Origin of the sequence: Aurantiacibacter gilvus (genome assembly GCF_038289935.1) — a bacterium.
GTDB lineage: Bacteria > Pseudomonadota > Alphaproteobacteria > Sphingomonadales > Sphingomonadaceae > Alteraurantiacibacter > Alteraurantiacibacter gilvus.
Map to the genome: position 1 here is coordinate 78009 of NZ_JBBYHV010000001.1, position 18902 is coordinate 96910.

Annotated in this window: 11 protein-coding genes; 4 read left to right on the forward strand and 7 right to left on the reverse strand. The window is 65.9% G+C overall.

Features of this window, described 5'->3' with window-relative positions:
* Positions 1–74 precede the first annotated feature (74 nt).
* The 6 genes from AAEO60_RS00365 to AAEO60_RS00390 all read right to left on the reverse strand — a co-directional run bounded on the left by AAEO60_RS00365 (position 75) and on the right by AAEO60_RS00390 (position 13128).
* Complete coding sequence (locus tag AAEO60_RS00365) at positions 75–4523, reverse strand: LVIVD repeat-containing protein (RefSeq protein ID WP_341671657.1); 4449 nt, start codon at positions 4521–4523, stop codon at positions 75–77.
* Positions 4523–6628: a hypothetical protein gene (locus tag AAEO60_RS00370; RefSeq protein WP_341671658.1), complete on the reverse strand. Its 2106-nt coding sequence runs from the start codon at positions 6626–6628 to the stop codon at positions 4523–4525. The genes AAEO60_RS00365 and AAEO60_RS00370 overlap by 1 nt, the downstream gene beginning before the upstream one ends.
* Positions 6629–8596, reverse strand: coding sequence for a heme-binding protein (locus AAEO60_RS00375; RefSeq protein WP_341671659.1), 1968 nt, complete (start codon positions 8594–8596; stop codon positions 6629–6631).
* 15 nt (positions 8597–8611) lie between these two features.
* Positions 8612–10021 carry a multiheme c-type cytochrome gene (locus AAEO60_RS00380; RefSeq protein WP_341671660.1) on the reverse strand — a complete coding sequence of 470 codons (1410 nt, stop codon included), beginning with the start codon at positions 10019–10021 and terminating at the stop codon, positions 8612–8614.
* Between the two features lie 105 nt (positions 10022–10126).
* The gene (locus AAEO60_RS00385; protein ID WP_341671661.1) at positions 10127–10861 is read right to left on the reverse strand and encodes a hypothetical protein; all 735 of its coding nucleotides are present in this window, start codon (positions 10859–10861) and stop codon (positions 10127–10129) included.
* Between the two features lie 137 nt (positions 10862–10998).
* Positions 10999–13128, reverse strand: a complete 2130-nt coding sequence (locus tag AAEO60_RS00390) for a CHASE2 domain-containing protein (RefSeq protein ID WP_341671662.1) — start codon at positions 13126–13128, stop codon at positions 10999–11001.
* A 156-nt stretch (positions 13129–13284) separates the two neighbouring features.
* On the opposite strand from AAEO60_RS00390, the gene gdhA reads away from it, so the two are divergent.
* A complete protein-coding gene (gene gdhA / locus AAEO60_RS00395; protein ID WP_341671663.1) occupies positions 13285–14649 on the forward strand; it encodes an NADP-specific glutamate dehydrogenase in 1365 nt (454 codons plus the stop codon).
* A 64-nt stretch (positions 14650–14713) separates the two neighbouring features.
* On the opposite strand, the gene AAEO60_RS00400 is transcribed toward gdhA, so the two are convergent.
* Positions 14714–15517 (reverse strand): class I mannose-6-phosphate isomerase, encoded by an 804-nt coding sequence (locus AAEO60_RS00400; protein WP_341671664.1) that lies wholly within the window; start codon positions 15515–15517, stop codon positions 14714–14716.
* 177 nt (positions 15518–15694) lie between these two features.
* On the opposite strand from AAEO60_RS00400, the gene AAEO60_RS00405 reads away from it, so the two are divergent.
* Genes AAEO60_RS00405 through AAEO60_RS00415 form a run of 3 tightly spaced genes read left to right on the forward strand, consistent with a single transcriptional unit; the run spans position 15695 to position 18902 of the window.
* Positions 15695–16513: a sulfite exporter TauE/SafE family protein gene (locus AAEO60_RS00405; protein ID WP_341671665.1), complete on the forward strand. Its 819-nt coding sequence runs from the start codon at positions 15695–15697 to the stop codon at positions 16511–16513.
* Between the two features lie 24 nt (positions 16514–16537).
* Positions 16538–17665 carry a pyridoxal phosphate-dependent aminotransferase gene (locus tag AAEO60_RS00410; RefSeq protein WP_341671666.1) on the forward strand — a complete coding sequence of 376 codons (1128 nt, stop codon included), beginning with the start codon at positions 16538–16540 and terminating at the stop codon, positions 17663–17665.
* Between the two features lie 16 nt (positions 17666–17681).
* Positions 17682–18902, forward strand: a complete 1221-nt coding sequence (locus AAEO60_RS00415; RefSeq protein ID WP_341671667.1) for an NHL repeat-containing protein — start codon at positions 17682–17684, stop codon at positions 18900–18902.

The window sequence follows — 18902 nt, forward strand, 5'->3', positions numbered from 1 at the left end:
GCGCCAGCGCAGCCCCAACCAAATCCAGACTTTGCTGGCACTGCCGTGCGTAGCGGCGTCTCTGCGTCCAAGACCTACTGCCCTGGGCGGCGCCGTTCCATCACCGGACCCGTCCCCGGGATCCACGCGTTCATGTCGGCCTCGTCGGAGACGAACCACGGCTGGTGGTTCTCGTCGAGGAACAGGCGTTCCATCTCCACGCGGTTGAACGGGCGGCTGCCGAGGCGGCCGAAGACGGCCATCTGGCCGCCGGTCTCGTCGACACCGCGATCACGGTCGAGACCCTTGGACATGGCGATGGCAGGCGTGGGCGTTGTGGCCCAGGCGATCAGTTCGGGCACCGGCGCGGGGCTGAAGCCGTAGAAGTTGCGCTGGCTGTCCGGACTGGTCAGCTGGATCACCTTCATGCCGTTCACACCGTCCGCGACATAGGCAAACAGGGTGGCATTGGTGGAGCCTACCACCACGTCTTCCACGTCGTTCATCAGGCCGCCAAAGGTCTCGCGCAGGTAGATCGTCGGGGCCAGCGGGCTGGTGACGTTGGCGATCACGAGGCCGTCCTGCTTGCCGGCGATGTAGAGGTAGGTGCGCGCGATATACATGCGGCGGGCATCGGCCAGTTCGATGGTGCCTTCGGGCCGTGCGACCGGGGCGTGCATGCGCGTCACGTCGAACAGCTTCACCCCGTCGGCATCGCTCACCCAGAGGAAGCGGAACTGCAAGGCCGAAGCGCGCGGATCGTCCATCGGGATGAAGGCGGTCAGGTGCGGTTCGAGGCAGGGGTTCTCTGCCGTGACGTCGCAGACGCTGGCCTGGTCACGGTAGTGCGGGTTGTCGGGCGAGGCCGGATCGCCGTTCCACTCATGGCCGGGCTTGGGATCGTCATGCACCAGGTGCACCACGGCCAGGCCGCGGTCGGTGGTGATATAGGCGAAGTCACCCGCCAGCGTTATGTGGCGGGCGCCGCTCAGCTGGCCGTCCGGGTTGAAGGTAAAGGTGCGCTCCAGGTCGTTGTTGCGCAGCTCGCCGTCAGCGAGGGTGTTCACGTTGACCGCGATCAGGCCTTCTTCGGAGTCGGTCACGAAGGCGTAGGAGTAGATCGGGCTGAAGCCCTGTTCCTGGTTCGCGGCGCGGATTTCCGCCGTGTTGCGCGTCGGCGCGATTGCCTGGTTGGTCGGGATCGCCATGCAGGTGGCGTTCTCGGTATCGACATGGCTGTCGTGGCTCAGCGGGCTGAACGGCGCGGTGACGATGCGTTCGGAGAAGCCCTTGTTGGCGATCGAGGCGATGTCATAGACGCGGAAGCCGCCGCGGCCTTCGGCGACGAACATGTACTCTCCGCGCATCTGCAGGCAGCGGACCGCGTCGCGGGTGCCTTCCACCACGTTGGCGAACTCTTCCATGGCGTGGGTTTCGCCCGAGAGGTTCTCGTCAAAGGCCTGCCCGCGCGTCCAGTTGATCAGCTCGCGGTCGTTATCCTCCACGTGCATGCGCCAGTAGTCGGGATAGGCGTAGCGGTGCAGGTAGGACCCGATCACGGCCTGCGGCTCGTCCCATTCGGTGACGCGCGTGGCCTGGAAGCCGCCCTCGAGGCCGGTCCAGGCGTTGAGGCCCACGAAGTTCACGAAGTTGGTACCCTGCAGCAGCAGCTGCGCCATGATGGCGTTGTTGTCTTCCGTCTCGGACAGGTGGCAGTCGCTACAGGTCTTGGTCTCGGTCAGGCGCACGGTGTGCGGGAAGTGCGGGGCGAAGGCCTGCGACGAATAGCCTGCCGCGCTGATCGGCGGCTGCTGCACGTAGATACGTTCGCGGTTGATGTTGGTCGAGGAGAGCACCAGCGCCGAGGTCGAACGGATCGGCGCGATCTGGTTGCCCTTGGTGGTCTGGTGGATGCCCAGCTGGAACATCTGGTCGCGCGCGACCTGCGGGTTGTAGGTGGCGAAGTTACGGGTGGTTTCCCCCTCGTAACGGTGCATTTCGGTGCGCCAGTTGGCCTCGATCGGCAGGTGGCAGCCGCCACAGCTGGTGGTCCACGAGAGGTGGCAGGTGAAGCAGGCCATCTCGGTTTCGCCGTGGGCGCGGTCTTCTACCGGCACGCCGGGGCCGAAGCCGAAGGTCTCGGTATCGCGGCTCATCAGCTTGGCGCGGGCGGACTGGGAGTTGAAGTCGGGCGAGGCCGGATCGACGCTGTCGCGCACCAGGCTGACTTCCCAGGTCAGCTCGGGATCGATGATCGAACGCTGGATCAGCGTGCGCTCGCCGGTGTCGTCGTTCTCGACCCATTCGAAACGGCGGCGACCGTCGGGGTTGCGCAGCAGCGACAGGTCGTGCCCGCCCGGAGGGGCTGCGGGACCGGAGGTGCGCAGGGTGGGATAGGCGTCTGCCGTGCCGTGGCAGTCCTTGCAGCCGATCTCGATGGCATTGGCGACTTCGCCGTAGATCAGGCCGTTGCCGTGGCTGTCCTGCGCATAGTGGCAGTCGGCACACTGCATGCCGTTCTCGGCATGGATCGACACCATGTGTACGGCCACGCCGGGGTTGTTGGTGCCGTTCTCGGCCGGATCGCGCTCGACCGGCACGAAGTCTTCCTCGTCGTCGCGGCGGAAACGCTGGCGCCAGCGTTCGTCATGGTAGGCGGCCTCTTCCGGGGTGTCGCCTTCCTGCGACGGACGGATGATTTCGCCCTCGGCATCGACGAGGTTGCCTTCGCGGTCGCGCCGGAACACGGCACGGAAGTTCCAGCCGTGGCCGTGGTAGTCGGCGAACTGCGTATGCTCGAGCTCGGAATTGAGGTCGTAGACGTTGCGCAGGAATTCCACGTCCGCCCACAGGCCGCGCGGGCTGGCGCCTTCGGGATTGCGTTCCAGTACCTCGAGGATCTCCTCGGCGGTCAGGTAACGCTGCTCGAGGAACGTCTCGCGGTATTCCTCGTCGCTCATGCCGTGAGGGCGCGGGGTGCGGTTTTCCGGTCCCGGCCACATGAAGGGCGCGTCGCTCTCGTAATCCCACATGGTGTAGCCGAGGAACGAGTTCAGGAAGATGTTGGGCTGGTGCATGTGACAGTTCATGCACTGCGCGGTCGGGATGGCGCGGGTGAAGGTGTGGCGCAGCGGGTGGCCGCGCTCGCGGTCTTCCAGCGGCACTTCGGGGCCATAGGCGGCGGCACGACCAAAGCCGTGGCCGTCGTCATCGCCGTGGTGTTCGCCATCTCCGGGTTGGATCAGCCCGCCGTGGCCGCCAGCGGCCATGCCGTGATCATCACCGTGGTCGTCCCCGTGCGAACGGGGCACCTGGCGGTTGATCGCGGGATCGTTGGTGACGGTCTGCCCGTCGCGGCCGAACTGGGCATAGTTCAGCGAGTGGCGTTCCTCGCGATCGTTGGCATAGACCACGTGGCAGCTGGAACAGCCCGAATGGCGATAGTCGCCCGGCTGGTCATTCGTGCCCATGAACCAGGTGAACGGGTCGTTGAGGCGCGTCTTGTGGATGTTGAGCACCGGAATCGCGGCGCGCAGGCCGGTGCCGGGGCCGCGGTTCGACTGGCGCAGGTCCGGACGGCCCGGTTCTTCCAGCCGCTGGATCTGGCCGGTCGGGTTGGGGATACCGATTTCGGGGAACTGGGAGTTGATCGTGCGGCCGCCGCGTTCGAACACGCGGAAGATGTCGCCCGGAGGCACGACTTGCCAGGTCGGCAGCGGGTAGAGCGCCGCCAGAGCGCCGCGTGCGGCTTCTTCATCGGTGACCGTGCCGGGAGGCGAGCCGGGGCTCTGGATGAAGGCGGGTTCGCCATCGGCGGTATAGGCTTCGCCCAGGGCGTAGTTCTTGAACGGCAGGATGCCGTTGTTGTAGGCCGCGCCGCCCCACAGCATGGCGCCGGTCGCCATCAGCGAGCGTTCGGCAGCCTCGATCACCTGGATATGGCACGATCCGCAGGCATCGCGCGCCACGCGGTAGTCCGACGGGTTGTTGAAGCGGATGAAGACCGGGTCTTCGCGGTTCAACAGGGTGTAGGACCGTTCCGGGTTGGCCGAGGCGGGATAGTGCCAGTCATCCGGATAGGTCGGCAGGACGTGGGCCTGCTCGCGCGCGGTGATGTAGTCGGCGTGCTCGAAGCCAAGCTCCGGATTGCCGACGACATCGGCATTGCCGCCGTGGCAGTCGGTGCAGCCCAGCACCACGGCATCCGATGCGTGCATGGTTCCGAGATTGGCGAGCGGGCCGAGGTGTTCTGCGCGCTGCGAGAGGACGGCGCGGGTTTCCGCGCGCAGTTCCGACATGTCGTAGGTGATCTCGACTTCGGCATCGGACTGCGTGTGGCAGGAGACGCAACCGGCGCTCTTCTCCACCGCCTGGCCCCAGGTCTGGTTCTGCGGTGCGGGCGGAGCGATCACGCCCATGGCCTCGTAATCGCGGTAGACCGCGGTCGAGCCACCGGCTGCCAGCAGCGAGCCGGTGCCCAGCATGGCAGCGCCTGCGGCGAAGACTGCCGGGACGACGTGACGAGGAGAAAGTCGTTTCAGCATCAGTAGGTCAGCACCGCATTGGCGAGGATGGAGTAGTACACGCGGTCCCGTCCCCGGTTTTCGAACAGGTCCTGGAAACCGTCACCCGCCACCAGCGCGGCAGCGGAGAGGCGGAAAACCAGGTTCTGGTTGGCATTGGGTCGCCAGATCGCCGAGGCGGAGATGTCGAAGCCGATATCCTCGGGGATCGAGCCTTCGACCCGCAGCGCTTCCAGCACGGCGGTGTCCTCGAACCACAGGTGGTTGGCATTGGCCGACACGCGCACTTCCGGCGACAGATCGAAGTCCGCGCCCAAACCCGCCAGGATCAGGCCGGGATTGTTGAAGTTCGACTGGCCCTGTTCCTTGGACGAGCGCAGCGAGTTGAGGATGCCGTTGCGACCGTTGATGGAGATCACGCGGCCACCACCGGCAAAGGGGATGGTCTGGCGGATCCAGTAGCTGGTGTCGGCACCGGCGAAGACCGGGTTCTCGAAGATCGCGTCGAACCCGCCCTCGACATTGTCGAACGGATCGGAATCGCCGCTGGCAAAGAGGCCCGACAGGCGGAAGCGCATCCAGTCGCGGTCGTAGCTGAGCTCGGTCGCGGCGAAGAAGGCGCGGATATCGGCGGGCTGGTCGGTGAAGAAGCTGTTCCGGTCTTCGCCGAAGGCACCGTAGATGCTGGTGGTCATGTTGATGCGGCCGATGCGGCCGTCGGCATTGTAGCCTACGTAGAACACGTCGTAGTCGCGACCGCGCAAGCTGCCGAGCAGGGCCGGGCGCACGGGGAAGCCGTTGTCGTCGATCTCAACATCGTCGCTTTCGCGGTTCATGTTGTAGACCAGCGTGAACTGGCTGGTGAGCGCCGGGATCAGGAAGTCCTGGCGATAGGCATTGGCGACGAAGACCCAGTCACTGCGCGGGGTCTGGGTAACGTCGTTGAGGCCGGAGTTGGTGTCCTTCTCAAGCCGCCAGAAGGCGCCGAGGTTGAACTGGAAGCGGTTGTTGTCGCGGTTGCCGAACAGGCGAATGCCCAGCTGGCTGTCGTTGAACAGAAAGCCGCGGAAATCGCTCTGGAACGGCTGGATGCCCGCGCGGATCGAGATGAAGTCATAGCGCGAGTTGTCGTACTGGCTGAGGTGGTAGTCGACGAAGGCTTCCTGCACGCCGAGGAAGTCGTCGAAGCGGTTGGAATCGCGGGTCGGTTCCACCAACAGCACGCGCCGTTCGGGCACGTCGACGTAGTTCATGTTGTAGGCCAGCGTGACGCGGTATTCGACCGACGGCGGCTTGTAGGCGGTCGAGCCGCGGATCAGGGCGAAGCCGCCGATGAAGGTCTGCGAGAAGACCGGCGAGAAGTCGTTGCCGAACACGTCGAGACGGTCCGGGTCCTCGGTGGTCTGCACACCCACCGGAATCGGGAAGGTGCGCGGTTCGATCACGGTGTCGGAAATGGCGTTGACGACGAAGAACCAGTGATCCGGATCCAGGCCGAGGAAGCTGGGCGTCAGGCAGCGCGCGCTGCCGACGGGGTAGACCACCCGGTCGGGATCGTATTCGCGGCCTTCGGCTTCGGCGGCGTGACGCTCTGCTTCTTCCGCCTCGTGCCGCAGGTGCGCGCGTTCCTCGCGCTCTTCTGGCGAATTGACGCAGATCGGGCGGTCACCCTTGTAGGTGTTCTGGTGATAGGGGTCGAAATCGCCGGGATTGATCACGGCATCGACGCCGGGGCCGATGACTGGCGCCAGCGTCTGCATCAGGCGCCAGCGGTCGGGAATCGGGATCTGGTTCTCGATCAGCGGGAAGGCCTGCGGCGGCGGCGCGCGCACCGCGCCGTCGTTTACCTGGGTGACCGGATCGGGCAGCTCGCCAGTGTAGCCCGGACGGCGGCGGCCATCGATGATGCAGTCCTCGACCGGATCGGCCGGGTCTTCCTGCGTGCCAAGCCCACCATCGGGACGGTCAGGCGTCGGACCTTCTGCGGGATTGACGCATTCCGCCTCGAACTCTTCCTGCACCTCTGGCGCCACCTGCGGGGCCGCGCTGAGCGCGATCTCCGGCACCGGTGCCAACTGCGGCTGGCCCGCATTCAGCATCATCAGGAGGGGCAGCGCCGTGCTCATCTACAGCCCCTGGCACACGTTCTGGGCAGGATCGTCGAGGAACGGCGCGAAAGGACAGTTGACGTAGCGCAGGCGCACGATGGCCCCGCCGACGTTCACCTCGATGCGGTCCGCGCGGATGGCGGGATCGGCATTGCCCACGCCGTTACCCAGCCGCACGCTGGCGTTGTGCAAGCCGAGGAAACTGACCATGTCGTCCTGGTCGATACCGTCGCCCGAAACGCCGATGCCGCCGACGAGCACGCCGTTGCGGTAGATCGGCACCGAGCCGGGGAAGATCTGGATGCCGTTGGCGATCCGCGGCTGGCCGGACGGCGATGCCGGGACACCGGTGCAACCGCGCGCAGTGTCGCCGCCGCTGCCTTCGGTAAAGCCCACGTGCTGCACGATGTTGCCCGCCACCAGGTCGGTCTGCAGGCCGACCATGAAGGGGCTGAAGGTGTCGCTGTCCTGCACCGAAAGCGGGCCCGGCGGACGGCCGACTTCGCCATCGGGGAAGTAGGGCCGCGACAGGTTGCCGCCCGAACGGTCGGCAAAGGCGTGGGTGCCGGTCAGCGCTGCAGGATCGTCCAGGAAGGTGCGGACCCGCGCAACATAGGCAGCCACGTCGTTACCGGCTGCAAGCAATTGCGCCCCGGCGACGGGGTTGGAGAAGAAGGTGGCCGTGCGCGCCTTCTGCAGGGACACGTCGATACCGAAGAGCGGGCCGTCTGCCGAGCGCACGATGCCGAGGATCTCGCCGTGCGTGTCGACCACGCTGATCGAGGCCTGCATGCGGCTGTCGAGCGGGCGGCGGATCTGCGCGCGGGCGCGGGAAAGGACGGTGAAGGCCTCTTCCATGATGGCGCGAACTTCGGCCTCGGTCAGCGGCTGGGCCACGCTGGCCGCGTCGGTGCCGCCGCGGATCGGGAAGCGCGGGTTGCCGTTGCCGTCGTCGAGGATGAAGGCGCCGGTCAGCGGGAATTCTGCCGGGGTTGCCGCGCGCAGGCCCGAAGCGGCCGTTCCATAAGCTACGCCGGGGTTTAGGCCCGTGCCGTCATAATAGCCTGGCACTTCCAGCAGGTTGCCTGCCGTACCGTTGATCGCGGCGAAGCTGCCGCCGCTGCCACCCGGATCGGGCGAGACGTCGGTAAATCGCAGCGCCGTGCCGTCCACGAAGATGCGGTTGGCGCGAATGTCGGTCGGCGCCATGAAGCCCTGCGCGCCGGCGATGGCGATGGCTTCCTCGGCGTCGTTTTCGACATCGAGGATGTTGGCATCGAAGCCGTAGTCCCCGTCGCCCATCACGCCGATGCCGCCGACGACCACGCCGTTCTTGTAGAGCGGGATGCCGCCGGGGTCTGCCGCCAGACCCAGCGGTGCGCGCTTGGGACCGATCAGGCCTTCGCCGAAGCGGGCGGAAAGGTCGGAACAGGGCAGCTGGCTGAATTGCACCCCGAACAGCGGGCCGCTTTCGAGGCCCACGGTCGTCGGCGCTGGCGGGAAGTGCTCCTGCACGATCTGGCTGGCGGTGCGGCTGGTGAAGGCATTGCCGCCACTCGACAGGTATGCCCCGGTTATGGCCTTGGAGATCGAGGCGAGCCGCGCGGGCACGTCGACGCCTTGCAGGCCGAAAGTGTCGGGCGCGGGCAGGTCTGCCCCGATGCGCTCGCGGCTGACCAAGGCGGTGGGATTGGCGCCGTTCATCTCGAACACGGCCAGCACGTTGCCCACGCGGTCCACCACGGTGATGATGGACGGCAGGTTGCGCGCCTGCGCCTCCGCCACGGCCTGCGCCAGGATCTGGCCCACTTCATTCGTGGTCAGCGATTCCTGTGACGGGGCGGGGAAGGGGTTGCTGCCCGTGGTCGGTGTGGGCGTAGGCGTGGCCACCGGCCCGCCGCCATTGTTGTTCGATCCGCCGCCACCGCAGCTCGCCAGCACCAGGGCGCTGGCTGCGAGCAGGGAAACCGACTTGCTGATGCGCATGACCCCCACGCCCCCTTACCGCAGCCGCCTGATGGCGCTGACGGCTTCACCCAGGGCTGCACGGAAGGCTGCCGGGCGATAGCTGGTGGGGCTGTTCACCGCGTCATAGGCACGGTTGATATTGGTGCGGATACCGGCTGCAGCCCCCAAGGTGATGCGGCCTTCGTTGACCATGGCGTTGAGCATGGTGTCGACGGCCATCACCGCCTGGACGGAGCCGGCATAGTCGGTGAAGCGCGGGCTGGTCGCCTCGCTGCCGATCTGGGCGACCACGGCAAACCCGTCGTTCCCGCCATAGCCGCGCGCCGCGAGGGCGTCGGACAGTGCCAGGGCCTCGGTGCGCAGGGCAATGGCCGCTTGCTGGGCAGGGCCGCGGCCCTGGTCCATCGCATCGTGGAACTCGCGGGCGGCCGCGCGGAAGCTGGCGGCGCGGGCTGGCGCCAGGGCGTCGGAAACGGTCGCCAGCATGATGATGTTCTCGTCATTGAACGGCGGCTGGCCGAAAGTGATCGGGCGGCCCGGGTTGGTCTCGAAGGTCAGGCGGCGCTCGTCACCGTCGGTGATCTGGCGGTGGCAGGAATGGCAATCGTAGAAATACAGCTGCGGGAACACGCCTTCGGTGCCGTATTCGGGGCGGGCGAAGAGGTCCGTCGCACGGGCGACGGCTTCGGCCTGGCCCACGGCCCACAGGCGCACCGAGTCCGGGTTGCCCTTGCGCTGGATATAGTCGTCATCGACGTCGTGGTGCTGCTGGAACGAGCTGAACAGGTCGAGCTCGAAGGTAATGCGCGGGTGGCCCGCTGCCATCATCGAGTGCGTGACGAACTGGCCGCGATCGGTGCTGCCGTAGTGGCAATCGAGGCAGACGCGGGCGCGGGCCTGCGGCTGTTCGAGCGGGGTCAGGCCGTTGCGGACATTGTTGGGGTGGGTGCCCTGCACCTCGTAGTGCGATTCGAGCCAACCGGCGGCGGCGCCGTGGCAGCTTTCGCAGCCGACGCCGTCATCCAGCTGGAACCGCGGACCGCGCTGGCTGACCGGCGCGAAGGTGGCGTGGCAGCCGTAGCAGTTCTCTGCTTCCTGTTGCGCATTGTAGCCCAGCGTGCGGACGATCTGGCGGCCCCGGCGCCCTTGTAGGATATTGTAGGCGCGGCTGTGGGCGCCGGAAACGGCAGACGGTGATTGCCAGGTGGCGATCTCGTCCTGCCGCACCACGGCGCCATTGCCTTCGCTGCGGCCATGGCAGGTCGAGCCTGCGCAAGAGGCGACACCGGTAAAGCTGTAGGAATTCTGTGCCTGCACCGGCTCTCCGCCAGACATGCCAAGCACCAGCGCTGCGACAGCGCCGGAGCCGATACCAAGGGCAGGAAGCACGCGGGCGGCATTGCGGGCAAGCGCATGGCGCAGGCCGTCAAAGACGTTCCTCACGCGTGAAACCATGGCGTGTCCCCCCTTAGTCAAATCGCGCGGTAGCCCCCGCTACCGATTCACCGCTCCAGGGATCCTAACCCATTGTGCAGCGGCGGTCGACAGTCAGCTTTCACTTTGTGCCGCAGAAACGAGTTGTCCCAGCTGAATCGTACAGCCGCGGGCAATGAAAGCCTGGGCCATCTCTTCCACATCTGTGGGCATTTCGTCGAGCAGGCTGAAGGTCACCTGTGTGGGCGTTTCACTTCCCCCACCCGCAATCGTGTAGGCATGGCCATCGCGCAGTTGCAGCGCCGAATCCCAGCGCGCGAGCATTTCGTCTGCGGGGAAGGTGACAGTTACACCGTCGTCGGGCGCACTCGCAGGAGCGATGGTGTACATGGCTTCAGCCGAACTGTCGGCGCGCCACAGGTTCAGGCGCTCGGTGCTGGCAAGGCAGACCGTGCCCGAGGCGGCCACGTCCACGTACCAGATGTTCGGGTTGGTGGCGCTTGCGCTGCCTTCCGGGCCACGCGAACTGGCCACGCGGGCCTGGCCCCGCTGGCGGCGGGTGAGGTTGGCCAGCGTGGTGTTGCCACTGGTCGAGGCGCCTCGCTGGGCGAGGATAAAGCTGCCCGGGCCTTCCAGCACGCGGGTGCGCCCGCCGTCGAGCACGGTCAGCGAATCGCCTGCGCGCAGGCTGATACGCTGGGTATCGCCGATCTGCGTGCCGACGGGATAGGTTTCCGCCGAGGGACCGCTGGAGGCGACTACGGTGCCCGCCTCGGCTGCCTGCGGAACCATGGCGAGCGCGGCTGCGCCTGCGATCAGGCCAAGGCCAAGCTTGCTTGCATGAGACATTTGATCACTCCTCGATCAGCTTTGTGGCTGTGTTAGCAAGTTGCTTGCCAGACTGTCAGCCACGTTAAGAAAAATTGTTGTTCCGGTTAACAAGCCCAGCATGAATTGGCGCTGTCTTGCCTCGCGGGAATGGTTAATCACTTCGAGCCGAGCACATGGGCTCCTGCCTCGTTCAAGTCTGTGCTGCGCGTCACAAGGGCTGCCAATGCCGTGTCGTCGGGATAGCGCGCGGCGATCTCTGCCAGGCGGGCCTGACCTGCCTCGCGGTCGGTGTCCAGCACTTCCAGTGCCTCGGCCAGCGCCTTGCGGTCCGCTTCGGGGAAATCGGGTGCGGGTTCGAACAGGTCGACCGGGCTGGACCGGCCCGACAGCACCACGCGGCCCATCGGGCGCCACCAGTCGAGGCTGGTGCGACTGGCGAAATCGCCCGTGGCCATGATGGTGGAGCAGAAGGCCTTGTTGCCCGATTCCATGCGCGCCGCGGTATTCATCGAGTCGCCCAGCGCAGTGTACTGGATGCGGTTCTCGCCGCCGAAATTGCCGACCACGGCCTCGCCGAAGTGCAGGCCCACGCGGGTCTTGCCGATCTTGGGCAGGTTGGGATCCATGGCCGCCACTTCGGCGCGGAAGGCCTCGCCCGCCTGGTAAATTGCCCAGCCTGCCTGCGCGGCGCGGTCGGCATCGTCAGGCCGGCTGATCGGCGCGCCCCAGAAGGCCACGACGGCGTCACCGATGAACTTGTCGAGGATGCCGCCGTGTTCGAGGATCACGTTGGACATCATCTCGAGATAGCGGTTGAGCAGCTTGGCGACCATCTCCGGCTCGATCGCGTGGCTCATCTTGGTGAAGCCCTCGAGATCGGAGAACAGCACGTAGATCTCGCGCTTCTCGCCACCCAGGGCGAGCAGTTCCGGGTGCTCGATAATCTCGTCGGCGATCGACTGCGGCAGGTACTTGCCCAGCGCGCCTTCGGCGAACTGGCGCTGCACGGCAGTGGCGGCGCGCGCCGCGCTGGTGACTGTGGAGAAGGCGATGACCCATCCCAGCGCCGGGCCGATGGCGGGGAACCCCAACGTGTCCACCCCGCGGGCGTGGAGGAAGAACGGCAGGCCGGTGAACAGCGCGAGCTGGATCGCCAGCAAGGGTACTGCCTTCCAGTTGCGCAGTTCGAGCAGTGCGGTCAGCCCTGCGATCAGCACCACCAGCACGGCATAGGCCCAGAGGAACAGGTCGGACGGCTGCACCATCTCTGCCCCGTCCAGCATCTGGGCCGTCATCTCCGCGTGCATTTCCAGTCCGGGCGGGCGGCGCGAGCGGACACTGGTTTCGCGCTGGGCCAGCACTTCTGCCTCGGCGGCCAGTTGTTCCTCGGTCAGTTCCTCGTCCGGATCGTGCAGCGGCGGTGCTTCCACCGCGTCGATGAACGAGGAGAACGGCGTGTAGATGCGGTCGTAATCGATTATATCGCCGCCGATCAGCACATAACGACCGGCGATGGCGGGCTCGAGATCGGCGCGCGCTTCAGGAATCGCGAGCACGGCATCGTTGGCATAGGTGGCGATGGGGATGCGCGGGATCACGTTGGTGTCGGCCAGCGTGGGCAGGCGGTAACGAATCGCGCCGGTATAGCCCGGCATGGTCAGGTCTTCGCGGCCGGCCCCGATCAACATCGCCCGTCCGAGCAGCGGCGGCAGGCCCGCTTCCATCTCCGGCCATCCGCGCACGACCTGGTCGGCATCGGCGACCGTCCGCACACTGGCGATCTGGGTATTGCCGCCGTCGAGCGCGGCGATGAACTCTTCGAGGTACTGTTGCTGCCGCCACTGGATATCCAGCGCGTTGGCATCGGTCGTCGTGTAGGCGACATAGGTGGGTGTCTGCATGTTGCGCAGCACTTCGATCAGCTCGGCATCTTCCTCCTGCGGCTGGTCGAACAGGATATCGATGCCGATCGCTTTTGCGCCCATGCCGTCGATATTGCGCAGGGCCCGCGCCAGCACGCCGCGATCGAGCGGGGAGCGCTTCTCCAGGTCGATCAGCATGTTGTCGTCGTAGACGAGCATCATGATCCGCTCGTCCTGCTCGATCTTCTCGGCCAGCATGTAGGCGCGCGTGTCGTAGAGCGCGCGCTCGGCATAGTCGGTGAACGGAATGTTCCAGCTGAAGCGCGACACCAGCAGTGCCAGCACCAGCATTATGGCGGTGACGACCAGTCGCTGCGGCCCGGCTTCGCGCACCGAGCGCCAACCCGCGGTAAACAGCTGCATCGAACGACGCTTTGGCAAGATAATGCCCCCCTTGCGCACCTTAGTCGAACAGTGGCGCAACAATTTCAAGTCGCAAGAGAGTCGTCATCGTGCCGGAAAAAGTCCATAAGCCTGCGACTGAGTCGCAAGCGATTCATCCAAAGGGGGAAATTACCAATGGCATCAGTTTACGATCGGCACGTCGATCTCAACGGCTTCATGGAAGGCGTGAAGAAGCGCAATCCGGGGCAGACAGAGTTCATCCAGGCCGTGCAGGAAGTGGCCCAGGACATCTTCGAGTTCATCGAGGACAAGGAAGAATACCACCAGGCCCAGATCCTGCGCCGTATTGCCGAGCCGGATCGCGTGGTCAGCTTCCGCGTCTGCTGGGAAGACGACAACCACAACATCCGCGTGCAGCGCGGCTGGCGCGTCCAGTGCAACAATGCCATCGGGCCCTACAAGGGCGGCATCCGCTTCCACCCCTCGGTGACCGAAAGCGTGCTGAAGTTCCTCGCCTTCGAGCAGACGTTCAAGAATTCGCTGACCGGACTGCCCATGGGCGGCGGCAAGGGCGGTGCCAACTTCAACCCCAAGGGCAAGAGCGACGCCGAAGTGATGCGGTTCTGCCAGAGCTTCATGACCGAGCTCTACCGCCACATCGGGCCTGACACCGACGTTCCTGCAGGCGACATCGGCGTGGGCGGGCGCGAGATCGGCTACATGTTCGGCCAGTACAAGCGCATCGTGAACCGCTGGGAAGGCGTGTTGACCGGCAAGGGGCTGGAATATGGCGGCTCGGCCATGCGACCCGAAGCGACCGGCTATGGTGCGGTCTACTTCCTGCAGAACATGCTGAAGCATGGCGGCAAGGATATCGAAGGCCATACGGCGGTAATTTCGGGTTCGGGCAATGTGGCTACCCACGCTGCCGAAAAGATCACCCAGCTGGGCGGCAAGGTGCTGACCCTGTCCGACTCCGGCGGCTTCATCTACGATCCCGACGGCATCGACCAGGAAAAGATCGATTGGGTGAAGCACCACAAGACCCATACCCGCGGCCGTATCTCCGACTATGTCGACCATTTCCCGGGTGCCAGCTTCCATGGCGACGGGGCGCGTCCCTGGGGCGTGGCGGCTGACCTGGCGCTGCCTTGCGCAACGCAGAACGAGCTCAACGAGGAAGAGGCCAAGGAACTGGTCGGCAATGGCGTGATCGCCGTTTCCGAAGGTGCCAACATGCCGACCACGCTGGAAGGCGTGCACGTCTTCCAGGAAGCCAAGGTGATGTACGCACCGGGCAAGGCCGCCAACGCTGGCGGCGTGGCCGTGTCGGGCCTCGAAATGAGCCAGAACTCGGAACGCATCAGCTGGAACCACGGCCGCCTTGGCGAAATGCTGACCGAACTGATGGAAGGCATCCACGGCAAGTGCGTCGAATTCGGCGATCAGGGCGACGGCCACGTCGACTACGTGAAGGGCGCCAATATCGCGGGCTTCAAGAAGGTCGCCGATGCCATGCTGGCCTTCGGCGTGGTGTAACCGCCGGTTCCAGGAAGAAAGAAATGCCGCGTCAGCCCGTGCTGGCGCGGCATTTTCTTTGGACCTAACCCAGCGGTGCGGTCACCAGTGCCTTGCCGTGCGGTGCGAAGCTGACGCTCGCCAGGTCCGGTGACCAGGCGCATTGGCCGGGTGACACGACTTCGCCCCCGGCCAGCACTTCGCCAGCGATCGGCACCACCAGCAGCCCTTCGGAATAGCTGTAGAGCAGGCCGTCGTCCGGCACCCCGGCGACCAGGTCGAGCCGGAACTTCGGACCATCGACAAGTGTCGCGTGCCCGCTGGCGGGCAGGCGCTGGTGCAGTGCCATGTCGTAAGGCGTGCCCTTGGCCACCTTCAGCCCTTCGTCGAGATGCAGCTCGCGGTCACGGCCGTAGTCGAAGAGGCGGAAGGTGATGTCTTCGTTCTGCTGCACTTCGATGATCGAGCAGCCGGGGCCGATGGCGTGGACCGTCCCCGCAGGGATGTAGAAGACGTCGCCCGCCTGCACCGGGTGCCAGGTCAGCAGGTCTTCGATCGACCCGTCGAGCGCAGCCGCGCGCATGGCTTCGGCGCCGACCTCTTCGTTGAAGCCGATCCCCAGGGTGGCGCCGGGTTCGGCGGCGACCACCAGCCAGCATTCTTCCTTGCCCGTCTTGCCCGCACCCATCGCCTGCGCCTGCGCGGCATCGGGATGGCACTGGACGGACAGCTTCTCGGAGGTGAACAGGTATTTCACCAGCAGGTCCGGCAACTGGCTTGGCGGTTCGAACCAGATTTCACCGACGCGCACGCCCGCGGGGGCGGCGAAGGGTGCGGGCAGCACATCGCGGCCCCAGACTTTTTCCAGGATGGTGGTGGGCAGGATCATCGGTGCGTCAATTCGCGTTTGCAACAAGGTGCCAGCCATAGGCCGGAAAGCTGGGAGAAATGCCAACCATGCGCAGCCGGTGCCCTCATGCGCCTGTGTTAGCCGAATACGGGACAAAGGCCAGCCCCGCAAAAAGCTGCTCGCACATTGTTGCGGTGCAGCGTAGGGTCCCGTTCCGTGATCGGGGATTCCGCCTTGCTCCTGCCCTTCCTCGCGCTGCTTGCGGCGGGCGCGGCGGCGGGCTTTGCCGGCGGCCTGTTCGGCATCGGCGGCGGCTTCGTGGTTGTGCCTGCGCTGGTGCTCATCCTGCCCTTGCTGGGCACCCAGTCTGACCAGCTGACCCATGTCGCGGTGGGCACCAGCCTGGCCACCATCATCTTCACCTCCTTGCGTGCCGTGCGCAGTCATGCCCTGCGCGGGGCGGTGGACCTGGGCGTGCTCAAGAGCTGGGCGCCCTGGGTCGTCGCCGGGACCGTGCTGGGCACGCTCGTGGCCCACCAGGTCAGCTCGACCACGCTGGCGCTGATCTTTGGCGTGGGCGTGCTGGCTTTTGCCGTCCACTTCCTGATGCCGCGCGTCAACGACCGGCAAGTGCTTGAAGCCATGCCGGGCGGGGCTGCGCGCGCGGGCCTCGCGGGCGGACTGGGACTGCTGTCCTCGCTGCTGGGTATCGGCGGCGGCACCATTACCACCATGACCATGACCATGTGCGGCACGCCGATACACCGCGCCATCGGCACCGCCAGCGGCATGGGCGCGATCATCGCCGTGCCCGCCTCCATCGGGTTCGTCATCATCGGTTTCAGCGAACCGGGCCTGCCCTGGGGGTCGTTCGGCTACGTCAACCTGCCCGCCGCGCTGGCGGTGGTGACCACCAGCGTGCTGCTGGCCCCGCTCGGCGTGGCCGTGGCGCACAAGCTCAGTCCGAAGCTGCTGCGGCTCGTCTTCGGCATCTATCTCGTCTTTGTCGGAGTGACGATGATCACCAGCACCTGAAGATAACAACAAGGGGATTGCACCATGGAACTTGCACGGCGGACTTTCATCGGCGGCTCGGCTGCACTGGCGGGGCTGGCAGCTGCCGCTCCGGTACGGGCGCAGACGGCAGCAGCCCCATCGGCGGCAAGCCATTTCGGACCCGGGGAGGGCATTGCCCTGCTCGCGCGCAACGAGAACCCCTATGGCCCCGCGCCCAGCGCCGTGGCGGCGGTGGCCGAATCCGCCAGCAAGGGCTGCTACTACGCCGATCGCGGCGCACGTTACCTGACCGACATGATCGCCGAGCGGCACAATGTCAGCCCGTCGATGGTGGTGCTGGGCGAAGGCTCGACCGAGATCCTTTCCGCCGTGGCCCTGGCTTGGGGCCGGGACGGAGCGATCCTGTGCCCCGGCTTGTTCTGGGATACCACCGTGCAATACGGCGAGCGGCAGGGCGTCTCCGCCATCCGCGTGCCGCTGGCGGGTGACATGAATGTCGACCTTCCGGCAATCAGCGCCGCCTTCGACGACAACGTTTCGCTGGTGCAGGTGTGCAATCCCAACAATCCCACCGGCATGCTGGTGGACATGGCGGGCCTGCGCGCGCTGGCCGACACGGTGACGCCCACGGCGACCCTGCTGGTGGACGAAGCCTACAACGAATTGACCGACGATCCGGCGGGTGACAGCGTGATCGACCTGGTGCGCGAAGGTCGCGACGTGATCGTCTGCCGCACCTTCTCCAAGATCTACGGCATGGCCGGCATGCGGGTCGGCTATGCCATCACCAGCGAAGCCAATGCCGAGCGTATCCGTCCCTACCTGATGAGCTTCGGCGGAAATACTTGCGGGCTCGCTGCAGCCATCGCCAGCTACAACGACACCGGCTTCCTCGACCAGAGCCGCGCGGCCATCCTCGAAGGGCGGTCGATGATCATGGACGCTGTCCAAACGGCCGGGTTGACCGCGCTGCCGAGCCAAACCAACTTCGTATATGTCGAAGTGCCCGATGCCGAAGCGGTACGGGCGGCCATGCAGGAACGCGGCATCATCATCCGCGGCGCCTATGGTCCGTGGACGCAATATTCACGCGTCAGCACGGGCAAGATTGAAGATGTCGCACGCTACGCTGCGGCACTACCGGAAGTGATCGACAGCCTGCGCGGCTGAACCTTGGGAGACGACCATGAAGCGAATTTGCCTGACCGGAACCGCGTTTGCCGCCTTGGCCATGGCCAGCGTGCCTGCATCTGCCGACAGCCTGGTGGAGATCGAGGCGACCCATGTCGATACCTCGGTGCCCATGCCGACCTTTGCGGTCGATGCTGGCTGGCCGATGCTGCCGGAGAACCTGACGCTGGGCCAGTCGCCGGGCCTCGCGGTCGACCGCGACGACAACATCTGGGTGCTGACGCGTCCCAACTCGCTCGATTTCACTGATACCGGCGCGGACAGCGGCCTCAGCGTGGGCTGCTGCAACGCCCCGCCACACGTGCTGCAGTTCGACCAGGACGGTAACCTGCTGCGCAGCTGGGGCGGGACGGACCTCGCGCCGGGCGAAAGCACCATCACCGGGCAGGGGCGCGACGCCGTGGAAGAGGGCGACGAGCAGTGGCCCGCCAATGTCCACGGCCTCTATGTCGATAACGACATGAACGTGTGGATCGGCGGCAATGGCGCGGGCGACCATGTGGTGCTCAACTTCACTGCCGATGGCGAATACATCCGCCAGATCGGCACGCGCCAGAATACCGAAGGTAACATGTCCGAACGCTGGCTCGGCAACCCGGCGGACATCCACTTTGACGGCGAAAGCGTGCTGGTGGCCGACGGCTACATCAACAAGCGCATCATCGAATTCGCCGCGAACGACCTCGCCTTCGAACACCTTTGGGGTGCTTACGGCGAGGACCCGGACGGCGGCACCCGTGACGGGGTGTTCGACCAGAGCCAGGCCTCGTCCACGGGCGACGGCGGGGCCAACCCGGAATCGCGCAGCTTCGGCGATATCGTCCACTGCGTGACGCGCGGGCCGGACGACACGATCTATGTCTGCGACCGGCGCAACAACCGCCTGCAGGTGTTCCGCGAAACCGGCGACGGGGTGGAGTTCCTGCAGGACGTGGTGATCGCCGACGGCACCGGCGGCACGCGCTCGGCCTCGGACGTCGCCTTCAGTCCTGACGGCACCTACGTCTATGTTGCCGACATGATGAACGGCCGCGTGTGGATTCTGCTGCGCGACACGCACGAAGTGGTCGGCCACTTCGGCCGCAACGGGCGCTATCCCGGCCAGTTCATCTGGCTGCACAGCGTCGATGTCGACAGCCACGGCAACGTCTACACCACCGAGGTGAGCACCGGCCGGCGCGTGCAGCGCTTCGTGATGACGGGGATGAGTGAATAG

Coding starts and splice junctions, on each gene's coding strand:
- AAEO60_RS00365 (WP_341671657.1), bottom strand. CDS start 4,523: ATGCTGAAACGACTTTCTCCTCGTCACGTCGTCCCGGCAGTCTTCGCC.
- AAEO60_RS00370 (WP_341671658.1), bottom strand. CDS start 6,628: ATGAGCACGGCGCTGCCCCTCCTGATGATGCTGAATGCGGGCCAGCCG.
- AAEO60_RS00375 (WP_341671659.1), bottom strand. CDS start 8,596: ATGCGCATCAGCAAGTCGGTTTCCCTGCTCGCAGCCAGCGCCCTGGTG.
- AAEO60_RS00385 (WP_341671661.1), bottom strand. CDS start 10,861: ATGTCTCATGCAAGCAAGCTTGGCCTTGGCCTGATCGCAGGCGCAGCC.
- AAEO60_RS00390 (WP_341671662.1), bottom strand. CDS start 13,128: ATGCAGCTGTTTACCGCGGGTTGGCGCTCGGTGCGCGAAGCCGGGCCG.
- gdhA (WP_341671663.1), top strand. CDS start 13,285: ATGGCATCAGTTTACGATCGGCACGTCGATCTCAACGGCTTCATGGAA.
- AAEO60_RS00400 (WP_341671664.1), bottom strand. CDS start 15,517: ATGATCCTGCCCACCACCATCCTGGAAAAAGTCTGGGGCCGCGATGTG.
- AAEO60_RS00410 (WP_341671666.1), top strand. CDS start 16,538: ATGGAACTTGCACGGCGGACTTTCATCGGCGGCTCGGCTGCACTGGCG.
- AAEO60_RS00415 (WP_341671667.1), top strand. CDS start 17,682: ATGAAGCGAATTTGCCTGACCGGAACCGCGTTTGCCGCCTTGGCCATG.